General features: G+C 65.3%; 13 protein-coding genes. 7 read left to right on the top strand and 6 right to left on the bottom strand.

All coding sequences use genetic code 11. The annotated features are described in order from the left end of the window. Nucleotide 1: 1 nt before the first annotated feature. Together Q4543_RS08165 and Q4543_RS08160 are read right to left on the bottom strand one after the other, a co-directional pair. Nucleotides 2-922, bottom strand: coding sequence for a DMT family transporter (locus Q4543_RS08165; protein WP_303437345.1), 921 nt, complete (start codon nucleotides 920-922; stop codon nucleotides 2-4). 38 nt (nucleotides 923-960) lie between these two features. Next, a complete protein-coding gene (locus Q4543_RS08160) occupies nucleotides 961-1,659 on the bottom strand; it encodes a DUF533 domain-containing protein (RefSeq protein ID WP_303437344.1) in 699 nt (232 codons plus the stop codon). 97 nt (nucleotides 1,660-1,756) lie between these two features. On the opposite strand from Q4543_RS08160, the gene Q4543_RS08155 reads away from it, so the two are divergent. Next, nucleotides 1,757-1,939 carry a hypothetical protein gene (locus Q4543_RS08155; protein ID WP_303437343.1) on the top strand — a complete coding sequence of 61 codons (183 nt, stop codon included), beginning with the start codon at nucleotides 1,757-1,759 and terminating at the stop codon, nucleotides 1,937-1,939. On the opposite strand, the gene Q4543_RS08150 is transcribed toward Q4543_RS08155, so the two are convergent. From Q4543_RS08150 to Q4543_RS08140, 3 genes are all read right to left on the bottom strand, one after another. Continuing rightward, nucleotides 1,936-3,354 carry a YdiU family protein gene (locus Q4543_RS08150; RefSeq protein ID WP_303437342.1) on the bottom strand — a complete coding sequence of 473 codons (1,419 nt, stop codon included), beginning with the start codon at nucleotides 3,352-3,354 and terminating at the stop codon, nucleotides 1,936-1,938. The genes Q4543_RS08155 and Q4543_RS08150 overlap by 4 nt on opposite strands. Nucleotides 3,355-3,473: 119 nt before the next feature. Further along, the gene (locus tag Q4543_RS08145) at nucleotides 3,474-3,920 is read right to left on the bottom strand and encodes an N-acetyltransferase (RefSeq protein WP_303437340.1); all 447 of its coding nucleotides are present in this window, start codon (nucleotides 3,918-3,920) and stop codon (nucleotides 3,474-3,476) included. Beyond that, nucleotides 3,917-4,852 carry a nucleoside hydrolase gene (locus Q4543_RS08140; protein ID WP_303437338.1) on the bottom strand — a complete coding sequence of 312 codons (936 nt, stop codon included), beginning with the start codon at nucleotides 4,850-4,852 and terminating at the stop codon, nucleotides 3,917-3,919. Before Q4543_RS08140 ends, Q4543_RS08145 begins: the two co-directional genes overlap by 4 nt. 221 nt (nucleotides 4,853-5,073) lie before the next feature. Here Q4543_RS08140 and zwf point away from each other — a divergent pair, with 221 nt between their 5' ends. The 4 genes from zwf to Q4543_RS08120 all read left to right on the top strand — a co-directional run bounded on the left by zwf (nucleotide 5,074) and on the right by Q4543_RS08120 (nucleotide 9,667). Beyond that, entirely contained in the window at nucleotides 5,074-6,537 is a 1,464-nt protein-coding gene (gene zwf / locus Q4543_RS08135; protein WP_216004645.1) for a glucose-6-phosphate dehydrogenase, read from the top strand. Beyond that, nucleotides 6,534-7,211 (top strand): 6-phosphogluconolactonase, encoded by a 678-nt coding sequence (gene pgl, locus Q4543_RS08130; protein ID WP_303437336.1) that lies wholly within the window; start codon nucleotides 6,534-6,536, stop codon nucleotides 7,209-7,211. Before zwf ends, pgl begins: the two co-directional genes overlap by 4 nt. Before the next feature lie 33 nt (nucleotides 7,212-7,244). Further along, nucleotides 7,245-8,825, top strand: a complete 1,581-nt coding sequence (gene pgi, locus Q4543_RS08125) for a glucose-6-phosphate isomerase (protein ID WP_303437335.1) — start codon at nucleotides 7,245-7,247, stop codon at nucleotides 8,823-8,825. A 116-nt stretch (nucleotides 8,826-8,941) separates the two neighbouring features. Continuing rightward, entirely contained in the window at nucleotides 8,942-9,667 is a 726-nt protein-coding gene (locus Q4543_RS08120; RefSeq protein WP_303437334.1) for a PRC-barrel domain-containing protein, read from the top strand. Nucleotides 9,668-9,743: 76 nt separating this feature from the next. Here Q4543_RS08120 and Q4543_RS08115 read toward each other — a convergent pair whose 3' ends face one another. Continuing rightward, a complete protein-coding gene (locus Q4543_RS08115) occupies nucleotides 9,744-10,172 on the bottom strand; it encodes a cupin domain-containing protein (protein ID WP_303437333.1) in 429 nt (142 codons plus the stop codon). 123 nt (nucleotides 10,173-10,295) lie between these two features. On the opposite strand from Q4543_RS08115, the gene Q4543_RS08110 reads away from it, so the two are divergent. Further along, the gene (locus Q4543_RS08110) at nucleotides 10,296-10,913 is read left to right on the top strand and encodes a holin-associated N-acetylmuramidase (RefSeq protein ID WP_252737631.1); all 618 of its coding nucleotides are present in this window, start codon (nucleotides 10,296-10,298) and stop codon (nucleotides 10,911-10,913) included. Then, complete coding sequence (locus tag Q4543_RS08105; protein WP_303437332.1) at nucleotides 10,904-11,470, top strand: holin family protein; 567 nt, start codon at nucleotides 10,904-10,906, stop codon at nucleotides 11,468-11,470. Before Q4543_RS08110 ends, Q4543_RS08105 begins: the two co-directional genes overlap by 10 nt. The last annotated feature ends 45 nt before the right edge of the window (nucleotides 11,471-11,515 follow it).

Raw genomic sequence — 11,515 nt, 5'->3', positions numbered from 1 at the left:
CTCAGGGGGCAGAGGGGGGCGCTGCCCCCCGCCTTCGGCTCCCCCCGGGATATTTGACGCCAGAAGAAACCAGGGGCCTCGCGAGATAGATCGCAAGCGCGCTGAGCACGAGGGCGGCCCCGGCTAGGGTGCGGGCGGTTGGGGTTTCATCCAGAAACGCCCAGACCCAGATCGGGCCGAGCACTGTTTCCAGAAGCATCATCAGGCTGACATTGGCGGCCTGAGTGTGGCGCGAGGCAGAGGAGAGCGCGAAGAACGAGACGGGCAGGATCACCAGCCCGGTCAGCACGATGGCGGAGACGTTGCCGTCGGTCATCCGCGCGGGGCCGGTGACGTAGAGACCGGCGAGCCCGGCAAGCAGAGCGCCGGTGCCGAGACCCGGCAGCAGTGGCAGCTCGGGGGTGCGGCGCAGGGTGACGAAGGTCGTGGCGAGGCTCATCGCGACACCGAGGCCGCAAGCCGCCCCGATGAGCGCATCATCATTGAGGGTCATGCCGTCGCTGCCGGTTACAGCGATTGCAATGCCTGTCAGCACCGCTGCGATGGTGCGCCATGTGGCGCGGCTGGTCGGCTCGCCCAGAACGAGCCGCGAGAGCAGAGCGGCGGAAACCGGCATGCAGGCGACCGCGATCAGGACGATGGCGACCGGCGCAAGGGCGATGCCGAGCGGGAACAGCAGCGCGTTGCTGAAATGCGCCAACACGAGGACCAGCCCGGCGGGGCTGGCGAGCCGGCGCAGGCTGGACCGGTCTTGCGTTGTCAGCAGCCATGCGGCCCAGAATACCAGCCCGGTGCACAGGCCGCGCCAGCCCAGCATCTGAAGCCCGTCCATTCCCGACAGCCGCATCAGCAGCGCGTCGGGGGTCAGGGCAAGCGCACCGAAGGCGGCAAGAAGGATGCCTCGGGAAGAGGTCTGGGGCATGGGAAATTCCGCTGCGGCGAGGGTCGGCGCAACGTGGCCTAGTGGTAGAGCGGCTGCAAGCCCATCTGCATGTGGATCTGGTTGATCGCGATTTCCGGCAGCTCCATCGCCTTGCCGAGCCGGTCGAGGAATTCTGCCTCTTCGTCGGTGTCGACGGTGATGGTCAGCAGCGCCGCGCCGTAGACCTGTGCGCGTAGAGGTTCTGGCGTGTCGCGGGCGAGGGCTTCGGGGTCGCTTGGGGCGTCGAGAAGCGCGCGCAGGGTGGCAAGATCTTCGGGCGGGGCATCTTCGCCGACGGTGTCGATGATGCGCTTGCGTTCGGCCTCGTCGATATGCCCGTCGGCGCGGGCGGCCTGAATCATCGCGCGCAGCATCAGATGTGCCGCCTCTTCGGTCTGTGGTTGGGCGGCGGCGGCGTTGGCCTTGTCGATCATACCACTGACGCCGGCGGCGCCCATGACGCTGCCAGCCATCGCCATCAACCCGCCCTGATCCTTGAACAGAGCGCCAAGCCCGCCTTGCTGGATCTGTGACATAATGTTCTGCATCGGATTGGCGGCGGGGCCGGTCAGCGCCTTGGCCGCTTGCGCCTGCTCGGCCGTGCCCGGTTCGGAGCCCTTGAGCTGCGCGCCGCCGCCGAGCAGGCCGGCAAGGCCCTGACCTTTGGAAAGCTTGTCGACGCCGCGCGCCGCGGCATAGCCGAGGGCCAGCTTGGTAAGGGTGTTCATAAGGCTCATGTCGGTCCTCCATCCGATGGTGTCAGCATGTCAGATAGGAGCCGCACTGCATAGCGCCAAGGCTTGACCAGCGGATCGCCGCGTGGTCCGGCGAGGCATGAACGTTCGCAGGCAAATGGATCTGGCCGCGGCGGCGGGGCTGACCGGCTTTGCCTTGCTGCTGGCGGTGAATCAGGTGGTGGTCAAGCTGACCAATGCCGGGATCTCTCCGGTGTTTGCAGCGGGGCTGCGCTCGGCGCTGTTGGTGGTACTGGGGTGGGTGCTGATCAACCGCCGTTAGGTGCCGCAGAAGGTCGCGGGGACGATTTCGGCTGGAAGCGGCGGGCGGCTCAGCTCTTCGGCTTCGGGCTGATCGTCAAAGGGGTGCGAGAGCACGGTGTTCAGGTGATGAAAGGCGCGCTCGTCGCCATTGACCGCCGCCGAGATCATCTGTTCGATGCGGTGGTTGCGCGGGATGAAGGCCGGGTTGCTGCGGCGCATCAGGGCTTCGGGATCGGCCTCGGTGTCGATCCGCTTGCGCCAGCCGGTTTCCCAAGCGTCAAATGCCGAAGGGTCGGCGAACTGGTCGCGGGCGTTATCGGTCAGCAGGGCGCGGAAGGCGTTGGTGAAATCCGCCTGATTGTCGTGCATGAGCCGCAGGAAGCTGCCGATCAGCCGACCGTCTTCTGGGGTTGGGGCATTGATGCCAAGCTTGGCGGCAAACCGGGTGAGCCATTCACGTTGCATCGTATCGGCCATGCCATGCACGATCCTGGTGAAGCTTTCGACGGCGGCGTCCTGATCGGGCATCAGCGGGATCAGCGCGGTGGCGAGTTGGGCCATGTTCCAGACGATGATTTCTGCCTGCGCGGCGTAGGCGTAGCGGCCATTGCGATCGATCGAGCTGAACACCTGATGCGGGTCGTAGACATCCATGAAGGCGCAGGGGCCATAGTCGATGGTTTCCCCCGACAGCGTGCAATTGTCGGTGTTCATCACGCCGTGGATGAAGCCGAGGCTCATCCATTGCGCCACAAGCGCCGCCTGCCGGTCGCAGACCTGCTGCAGCAACTCGGTGGGATCGGTGGTGCCGAGGTAATGACGATCGACGGTATAGTCGAAGAGCTGTTGCAACTCTGCAATCATGCCGCGCGACGAGAACAGTTCGAAATGTCCGACCCGGATGTGGCTGGCGGCGACACGGGTGAGGATGGCGCCGGGCAGCGGGCGTTCGCGCAGGACGGTCTCGCCGGTGCGCACGGCGGCAAGGGCGCGGGTGGTGGGCACGCCTAGCGCGTGCATCGCCTCGGAGACGACGTATTCGCGCAGCACTGGCCCGAGCCAGGCGCGCCCGTCGCCGCGGCGGGAATAGGGGGTTGGGCCGGAGCCCTTGAGCTGGATGTCGCGCCGGATGCCGGCGTGGTCGATGACTTCGCCCAGCAGAAGGGCGCGCCCGTCGCCGAGCTGGGGCGAGAAACCTCCGAACTGGTGGCCGGCGTAGATCTGTGCCAGCGGGTCGGCGCCGTCCGGGATCACGTTGCCGGCGAAGATCGGGGCGAGGCGGGGATCATCGCTGCCGGTGATGTTCAGCGTTTCGGCGAGGGCCGCGTTCCATGCGATCAGCTTTGGGGCGCTGACGGGCTGCGGCTTCAGCTTGCTGTGGAAGCTGGCGGGCAGGCGGGCGAAGCTGTTGTCGAAGGGAATATGCAGGGTCATGATCTGGATATAGGCGGCCTGAAAGAGGTTGAAAGGGGCGCTTGCGGCGAGGGTAGCCGTGGGGGCCAGCCCCCACACCCCCGGAGTTTAGGGGCAAGATGAAGAGGGGGCGCGGCGGATCAGAGTTCGCGCGTCATCAGGGCGTAGCCATCGCGCATCTTGAAGCGGTTGCGGCGATAGAATTGCTGGGCGCGATCGTCGGAGCGGTCGACTTCGAGGTGCATGGCGCAGACGCCCGCCTCTCGCAGGCCAACCGAGAGCTGGTGAAGCGCATCGCCGCCCATGCCGCGGCGGCGCACGGCGGGGCGCACGTAGATTTCATCGACGATGGCGTCGAGGCCGCCGTATTCGAGGCTCCAGCCAAAGCTGACCATGACGTAGCCGACCGGGGCCTTGCGCGGCCCGATCAGCCAGATGGCGCCGTGCGGCATGCCGTCGAGGATGGGCGCGAGCGCGCCCTCGACATGGGCCTGATCGGAGCCGTAGCCACGTTCGGCATGAAAGGACAGCACCATGGCGGCGAGCTTTTGCAGATCGGAGGGATCGGCGAGATGCAGCGACTTCACAGGCGGGCCAGCCTTTCGGTGATCAGCGCGAAGAGGCCATCGGCGTCGAGATCGCCGATGAACAGCGCATTGGGCACGCGGTCGGTCACGCCCCACCAGTCGGCGACGGTCATGCCGCGGGTCAGGGGGGAGTGCACCTCGATTTCCACGTTGATCCGGCGGCCGGTGAACAGCGCCGGATTCAGCAGCCATGCCGTGACGCACGGATCGTGCAGGGGGGCCCCGTCGGAGCCGTATTTCTCGCGGTCGAAGCGTTCGAAGAAATCGGTCATCTCCGCCACGGCGGTGCCGACCGGGGTGCCGATGGCGCGGAAGGCATCGTTGCGCGGCTTGGTGACCAGCGCCTTGTGGGTCACATCGAGCGGGATCACCACCAGCGGCGCGCCGGCGCGGAACACGATCTCGGCGGCTTCGGGGTCGACGTAGATGTTGAATTCTGCGGCGGGGGTGATGTTGCCGACTTCGAAATAGGCGCCGCCCATCAGGACGATCTGCTTGACCCGCGCCGCGATGTCGGGGGCCTTTTCAAAGGCGGTTGCGATGTTGGTGAGCGGGCCGAGCGGGCACAGCGTCACCGTGCCCGGCGGTTCGGCGCGCAGCGTGTCGATGATGAAATCCACCGCATGGCCCGGTTGCAGCGGCATCTGCGGATCGGGCAGGGACGGTCCGTCGAGCCCGGTCTTGCCATGCACGTGTTCTGCCGTCACCAGCGGCTGGCGCAGCGGGCGGTCGCAGCCGGCAAAGACCTTTATATCGGGCCGCCCGGCCAGCTCGCAGATCTTGCGCGCGTTCAGCGCTGTCAGCGCCAGCGGCACGTTGCCCGCGACGGCGGTGATGCCCAGCACCTCGAGTTCGGGGGAGCCGAGCGCCAGCAGGATTGCAACGGCGTCATCCTGGCCGGGATCTGTGTCGATGATGATGCGCTCGGCCATGTTTGCCCCTTTTGTTCTGACCGCCAAGGGGTGCCACGGGCCGCGCCCGCATTCAAGCTACAAGCCGGAGCGGGCCGCTGCTGGCGCTTTTTCGCGACGGGTGATTGCCGCATTGGAGCGAGATGCTACACTCGGGACTGGACTTGCCCTCGGCGCGGGCTGGCGTTAACGCTAACAGCGCCGAGTTCCGGCCACACGTTCAGAATCGGAGTACGCCCGACATGGTTTCCCGCGTCATTCCCGTCGCCCCCTTTGATCTCGTCATCTTCGGCGGCACTGGCGATCTTGCCCGGCGCAAGATCCTTCCCGGATTGTTCCGCCGCTATTGCAGCGGGCAGATCCCTCCCGAGAGCCGCATCATCGGGGCTGCACGGTCCGAGATGGACGAGGAGGGCTTTCGCGAGGAAATCCGCGCTGCGTTGCAGGAATTCGCCGGTCGCAAGGCCGAAGATGCCGCGGCGGTGCAGGATTTCCTTGACCACCTGTTCTATGTTGCGGTGGACGCCACCGGTGATCGCGGCTGGGAGCAACTCAAGGGTTTGCTGCGCCCGGATGACGAAGGCATTGTCCGGGCCTTCTATTTCTCGGTCGGGCCAAGCCTGTTCGGACCGCTGGCCGAGCGGCTGCGCACGCACGGGCTGGCCCATCGCGAAACCCGCATCGTGGTGGAAAAACCGTTCGGCCACGATCTGGAAAGCGCCCGCGCGCTGAACGAAGAGCTGGCGCAGCATTTCGCCGAGGATCAGATCTATCGGATCGACCATTACCTCGGCAAGGAAACCGTGCAGAACCTGATGGCGGTGCGCTTTGGCAACATGCTGTTCGAACCGCTGTGGAACGCGCAATACGTCGATCATATCCAGATCACCGTGGCCGAAACCGTGGGCGTGGGCGGGCGTGGTTCCTACTATGACCATTCGGGCGCGATGCGCGATATGGTGCAAAACCACCTGATGCAGCTCTTGTGCCTGATCGCGATGGAGCCGCCCGCCAAGTTCGACGCCGATGCCGTGCGCGATGAAAAGCTCAAGGTGATCCGTGCGCTGGATCCGATCGATCCCGATCAGATCGTGCGCGGGCAGTATACCTCGGATGGCGAGGTGGCGTCGTATCGCGAAGATGCCGAGAACCCCGCCTCGAAGACCGAAAGCTATATCGCGCTCAAGGCGTATATTTCCAACTGGCGGTGGGCCAACACGCCGTTCTATCTGCGCACCGGCAAGCGGCTGAACGCGCGGGCGTCGGAAATCGCCGTGGTGTTCAAGGAAACGCCGCATTCGATTTTTGGCATCGATTCGGGTCGGCATCGCAATGTGCTGTCGATCCGGCTACAACCGGACGAGGGCATGACGCTGGGCGTTACCATCAAGGAGCCGGGGCCGGGGGGCATGCGCCTGCTGGACGTGCCGCTCGACATGAGCTTTGCCGATGCGCTGGGGCCGGAGGCCGAAGAGGTCACCGATGCCTATGAGCGCCTGATCATGGATGTGATCCGCGGCAACCAGACGCTGTTCATGCGCGGCGACGAGGTCGAGGCGGCATGGGCCTGGACCGATCCGCTGATCGAGGGCTGGGAACGGCGCGGCGACAATCCCAAGCCCTATGACGCCGGCAGCGTCGGGCCGGACGATGCCGCCTTTCTCATCAACAGGGACGGCCGCCGCTGGCGGGCGATCAAGTCATGACCTACGAACTGCGCACCTATCCCGACCGCGAGATGCTGGCGATGGATCTTGCCAATCTGATTGCCGGGGAATTGCGCGCGGCGCTGGGGCATCGCGAGCGGGCGGCGCTGGCAGTGCCGGGCGGCACCTCGCCCGGCCCGGTGTTCGACACGCTCTGCGCCGCCGATCTCGACTGGAGCCGTGTCGACGTGCTGCTCACCGATGAACGCTGGGTGCCCGAAAGCTCGGAGCGGTCCAACACCGCGCTGCTGCGGCGCCGGTTGTTGACGGATCGCGCGGCGGCGGCGCGGTACCTGCCGCTTTATGCCGATGCCGAAACGCCAGAGGAAAAGCTGGGGGAACTGGCCGAAGCCATCGCCCCGTCGCTGCCGCTGGCGGTGGCGCTGCTGGGGATGGGCGAGGACATGCACACCGCCTCGATCTTTCCCGGCGCCGACAAGCTCGCCGAGGCGCTGGCCCCGGATGCCCCGATCCTGTTGCCGATGCGCGCGCCCGGCGCGCCGGAGCCGCGCATCACGCTAAGCGCGCATGTGCTGGATGGTGCGATGGCCAAGCATGTCGTGATCTATGGCGCCGCAAAGCTGGAAGTGCTTAAAGCGCTGCGAGGGAAACCGCCGAGCGAGGCGCCGGTGAATGCCATTCTCGGCGATGCGGTGGTGCACTGGGCGCAATGAGCCGCCGCGCTGTGCTTTCAGAAGGGAAGAGATATGTGGGATGATCTGAAACGCTTGGCCGCTGCGCGTGAAGGGCGGCGCATTGAAGCGCTGTTTGCCGAAGATGCCGACCGGGCGGCGCGCTTTTCGGTCGAAGCAGGCGGGATGCTGCTGGATTTCTCGAAAACCCAGCTTGACGACGAAGTGCTGGAGGCGCTGCTGGCACTGGCCGAGGCTGCGCAGGTCGCGCCTCGGCGTGAGGCGATGTTTGCCGGTGCAAAGATCAACGAGACCGAAGGGCGGGCCGTCCTGCACACGGCGCTGCGCAACCTTGATGGCGCGCCGGTGCTGGTCGATGGCACTGACGTGATGCCCGAGGTGCTAGCGACGCTGGGGCGCATGGAGGTGCTGGCCGAGGAAATCCGCGCATCGGGTGTGACCGACGTGGTGAACATCGGTATCGGCGGGTCGGACCTTGGCCCCAAGATGGGCACCATCGCACTGGCGCCGTTCCACGACGGGCCGCGCTGCCATTTCGTGTCGAACGTCGACGGGGCCGACATTGCCGACACGCTCAAGCTGTGCAACCCGGCGAGCACGCTGTTCATCATCGCGTCCAAGACCTTTACCACCATCGAGACCATGACCAACGCCAAGACCGCGTGGGACTGGCTGGAAGCCAAGGGCCAGACCACCGAGGGCAAGTTCATCGCCCTGTCGTCCAATCAGGCGAAGGCGGCGGAATGGGGCATTCCGGAAGCCCGCGTCTTTGGCTTCGAAGACTGGGTCGGCGGGCGCTATTCGATGTGGGGGCCGATCGGCCTGTCGATGATGATTGCCATCGGGCCGGATGATTTCCGCGCCTTCCTGCGCGGCGGCATGGAGATGGATGCGCATTTCCGCGATGCGCCGCTGGCGCAGAACATGCCGGTGATGCTGGCGCTGGTGGGGATGTGGCACAATCAGGTGTTGGGTTACACGACCCGCGCCGTGCTGCCTTATGACAACCGCCTTGCCCGTCTGCCCGCCTATCTTCAGCAGCTCGAGATGGAGAGCAACGGCAAGGGCGTCAGCATGGATGGCGCCGATCTGACGGTGACTTCCGGCCCCGTGGTCTGGGGCGAGCCGGGCACCAATGGTCAGCACGCATTCTATCAGCTGATCCATCAGGGCACCCGCGTCGTTCCCTGCGAATTCATGGTCGCCGCACGCGGACACGAGCCAGAGCTGCGCCACCATCACGAATTGCTGGTCGCCAACTGCCTTGCGCAATCCGAAGCGCTGATGCGAGGGCGCAGCCTTGACGAGGCGCGCGGCAAGGTCGCAGGCATGTTCGAGGGCGACGAGCTTGAGCGTCAGGCCCGCCATCGGGTGTTTCCGGGCAACCGGCCGTCGACCACGCTGGTCTATGCCAGCCTTGATCCACAGACGCTGGGGCGCATCGTGGCGCTGTACGAACACCGGGTGTTTGTCGAAGGGGTGATCCTGAACATCAACTCTTACGATCAATGGGGTGTCGAGCTGGGCAAAGAGCTGGCAACGGCGCTGGGGCCGATGGTCAGCGGTGCGCAAAGCGCCGAGGGCAAGGATGGGTCGACCCGCCAGCTGCTGACATTCCTGTCGCAGAATGTCTGAAAAAGTTCCCTGACATTGAGCTTATAAATTCTCTCCCGGGGGCGGAACATGCCCCCGGATCTCCGTGTTGTGTCTGCATACGTCATCTACGACGACACGAAATGGAGGAACACGCTATGAAACATCTCACCATGACCGTTGCCGCGATTGCCCTGACCGCCGGTGGTGCCGCTTTTGCCCAGAGCGCTGACGACACCGCGCCGCAAACGCATGACAACATGGAACAGGCCGAGACTAATCTTTCTCAGGCTGGCGAAAATCTGGAGCAGGCCGCCGAGGATGCCGGCAATGCCATCGAACATTCCGCCGAGCAGACCGGCGATGCGATGCACAATGCCGCCAATAATCTCGAAGGTGAAATGGACGAGGCCGGGAACGATACGCAGGCTTTGTTTGCCAATGATGCCGACGGCCTGATCCGCGCACGCGATATCCTTGGCGGCACCGTCTATGCTGAAGCCGAAGACATGGAAGGCGACGAGGCGACCATGGACAGCGCGGCAACCGACAGCACCGCGATGCCCGAATCCGGCACTGCGACCCTCACCACGGAGGGCACCGAGGCTGGCACCGACATGGCGGCAACCGGTAACTCCGCCATCGACGAGAACTGGAACAGCGTCGGCGAAATCGAAGATCTCGTGTTCAATGCGGATGGCTCGCTTGAAGGCGTCGTCGCCGAAGTTGGCGGCTTCCTCGGGCTTGGCGACAAGCATATCCATGTCTCGCTTGGTGACATGAATCTGGTGCCGGTGGACGATGCGTCCTACGCCATCGTGGTTCCCTACACCAAGGACCAGATGATGGAGATGCCGGACGTTGATGAATCGTTCTCGAACTGATCAATCACGTCTCTCTCAAGGATCGGCCGGAGCATTGCTCCGGCCTTTTCTTTTGCAATCAGATGAATAGGGCGAGTCATGAGATGTCGAACCCGGCCGGGGCGAGGGTGAATCCGTCGAAGCAAAAGCCCGGCGAGACGGTGCAGCTGACCAGCGTCCACGCCCCGGTCGAGACCGCCGCCTGCCAGTGATGCGCCGGAACGATGCGCTGCGGGCGCGCCCCGGCGGCAAGGTCTGGGCCAAGCACAAGCTCCTCGCGCGGGCCGCTGTCTGACGGCGCCAACGACAGCACCAGCGGCGCGCCCGCATGCCAGAGCCAGATCTCGGCGGCATCGACGCGGTGCCAGTGGCTGCGCTCGCCCGCCTTCAGCAGGAAATAGATGCAGGTGCCCGCTGCCCGTTCGCCGGGCGCGCAGTCGGCAGCCCATGTCTGCCGGTAATGGCCGCCCTCGGGGTGCGGGGACAGCTCGAGCAGGGCGATGATCTCGTCTGCGGTCAAACTCATCGGGAGGGCTCCGTACGCTGCTGTCGGGTCTGGTTAAGAAATATTGGCGAGATTTGTTCCTGCGGGAAAGCGTCCCTTGCAAGAGGCGGCCCGCTCAACGGACACATCGAGCGAGTATATACCATGACCAGCATCGACGTTCGGCGCATGGCCGAAGACATTGTCGCCCGCGAGGGCGGGTACGTGAACGACCCCGACGATCCGGGCGGGGCTACCAAATACGGCGTCACCATCCACACCATGCGGCGGCTTGGCATCGACCTTGACCGCGACGGTGACGTGGATGTGCGCGACGTTCAGGCGCTGAGCCGGGCGCAGGCCGTGGATATCTTCCTGACCCATTACTTCAGCGGGCCGCGTATTGCCGAGCTGCCGGAGGTGCTGCACGCCACGGTGTTCGACATGTATGTCAACGCCGGGTCGAATGCGGTGAAGATCCTGCAGCGCCTTTTGCTGAAGATGGGCGAGACGGTGTCGGTCGACGGGCTTATCGGGCCGATGACCATTGCCGCGACCCATCGCGCCTATGCGCAGGCCCCGGGCGTGATCGGCGATGCTTATGGCATCGAGCGGCGCAATTATTATTTCGACATTGCCGACCGGCGTCCGGCCTCGCGCAAATATGCCCGCACCCGCGCGGGCGGCAAGGGCGGCTGGATCAAGCGCGCCGAGGAGTTCATCTCGCCGCGGTTTCGGATGAGCGATGCGGAATTCAGCCAGAGGGTGGCAGCATGGGGATGAGCGGAATCGTCGGCTCGCTGCTCGGACTGCTGTTTGGCTCGGGCCGTAACGTGATCGCCGAGACGGCGGAAGTGTTTCGCGAGAACGCCGAGGCGCAAGCCACGCGCGAGGCGGGCATGCAGACCAGCGCCTTGCAGCAGTTCGGAACGGAATTCACCTCGAATCGCTCGTCGTGGTTCGACCGGTTCATCGACGGGCTGAACCGCATCCCGCGCCCGGCACTGGCGCTTGGCACGCTGGCGCTGTTTGTGGCGGCGATGGTCGATCCGGTGTGGTTTGCCGAGCGCATGGCGGGCATCGCGCTGGTGCCTGATCCGATGTGGTGGCTGCTGACCGCGATCGTTGGGTTCTATTTCGGCGCGCGCCATCAGGTGAAGGGCCACCAGTTCCGCCGCGAAATCGCCGCGAGCATGGCCGAGGTGCCGGGGGTGGTGCAGCAGATCCGCGACATTGACGCGGTGGCCGCACCGAGTGCCAGCCTGCCTGCGCCCGACCGGCGCGAGGCCGATGCCGGTGGCAACCCGGCGCTGGCGGCGTGGCAGGCACGGCAGGGGTAAGGGGGCCAGCCCCCTCGGCCTTGCGGCCTCACCCCCGGAGTTTAT

Origin of the sequence: Salipiger sp. 1_MG-2023 (genome assembly GCF_030547555.1) — a bacterium.
GTDB lineage: Bacteria > Pseudomonadota > Alphaproteobacteria > Rhodobacterales > Rhodobacteraceae > Salipiger.
This window is presented reverse-complemented; position numbering and strand designations above follow the sequence as displayed.

Coding starts and splice junctions, on each gene's coding strand:
- Q4543_RS08105 (WP_303437332.1), top strand. CDS start 10,904: ATGGGGATGAGCGGAATCGTCGGCTCGCTGCTCGGACTGCTGTTTGGC.
- Q4543_RS08120 (WP_303437334.1), top strand. CDS start 8,942: ATGAAACATCTCACCATGACCGTTGCCGCGATTGCCCTGACCGCCGGT.
- Q4543_RS08150 (WP_303437342.1), bottom strand. CDS start 3,354: ATGACCCTGCATATTCCCTTCGACAACAGCTTCGCCCGCCTGCCCGCC.
- zwf (WP_216004645.1), top strand. CDS start 5,074: ATGGTTTCCCGCGTCATTCCCGTCGCCCCCTTTGATCTCGTCATCTTC.
- pgl (WP_303437336.1), top strand. CDS start 6,534: ATGACCTACGAACTGCGCACCTATCCCGACCGCGAGATGCTGGCGATG.
- Q4543_RS08160 (WP_303437344.1), bottom strand. CDS start 1,659: ATGAGCCTTATGAACACCCTTACCAAGCTGGCCCTCGGCTATGCCGCG.
- pgi (WP_303437335.1), top strand. CDS start 7,245: ATGTGGGATGATCTGAAACGCTTGGCCGCTGCGCGTGAAGGGCGGCGC.
- Q4543_RS08155 (WP_303437343.1), top strand. CDS start 1,757: ATGAACGTTCGCAGGCAAATGGATCTGGCCGCGGCGGCGGGGCTGACC.
- Q4543_RS08165 (WP_303437345.1), bottom strand. CDS start 922: ATGCCCCAGACCTCTTCCCGAGGCATCCTTCTTGCCGCCTTCGGTGCG.
- Q4543_RS08110 (WP_252737631.1), top strand. CDS start 10,296: ATGACCAGCATCGACGTTCGGCGCATGGCCGAAGACATTGTCGCCCGC.
- Q4543_RS08115 (WP_303437333.1), bottom strand. CDS start 10,172: ATGAGTTTGACCGCAGACGAGATCATCGCCCTGCTCGAGCTGTCCCCG.
- Q4543_RS08140 (WP_303437338.1), bottom strand. CDS start 4,852: ATGGCCGAGCGCATCATCATCGACACAGATCCCGGCCAGGATGACGCC.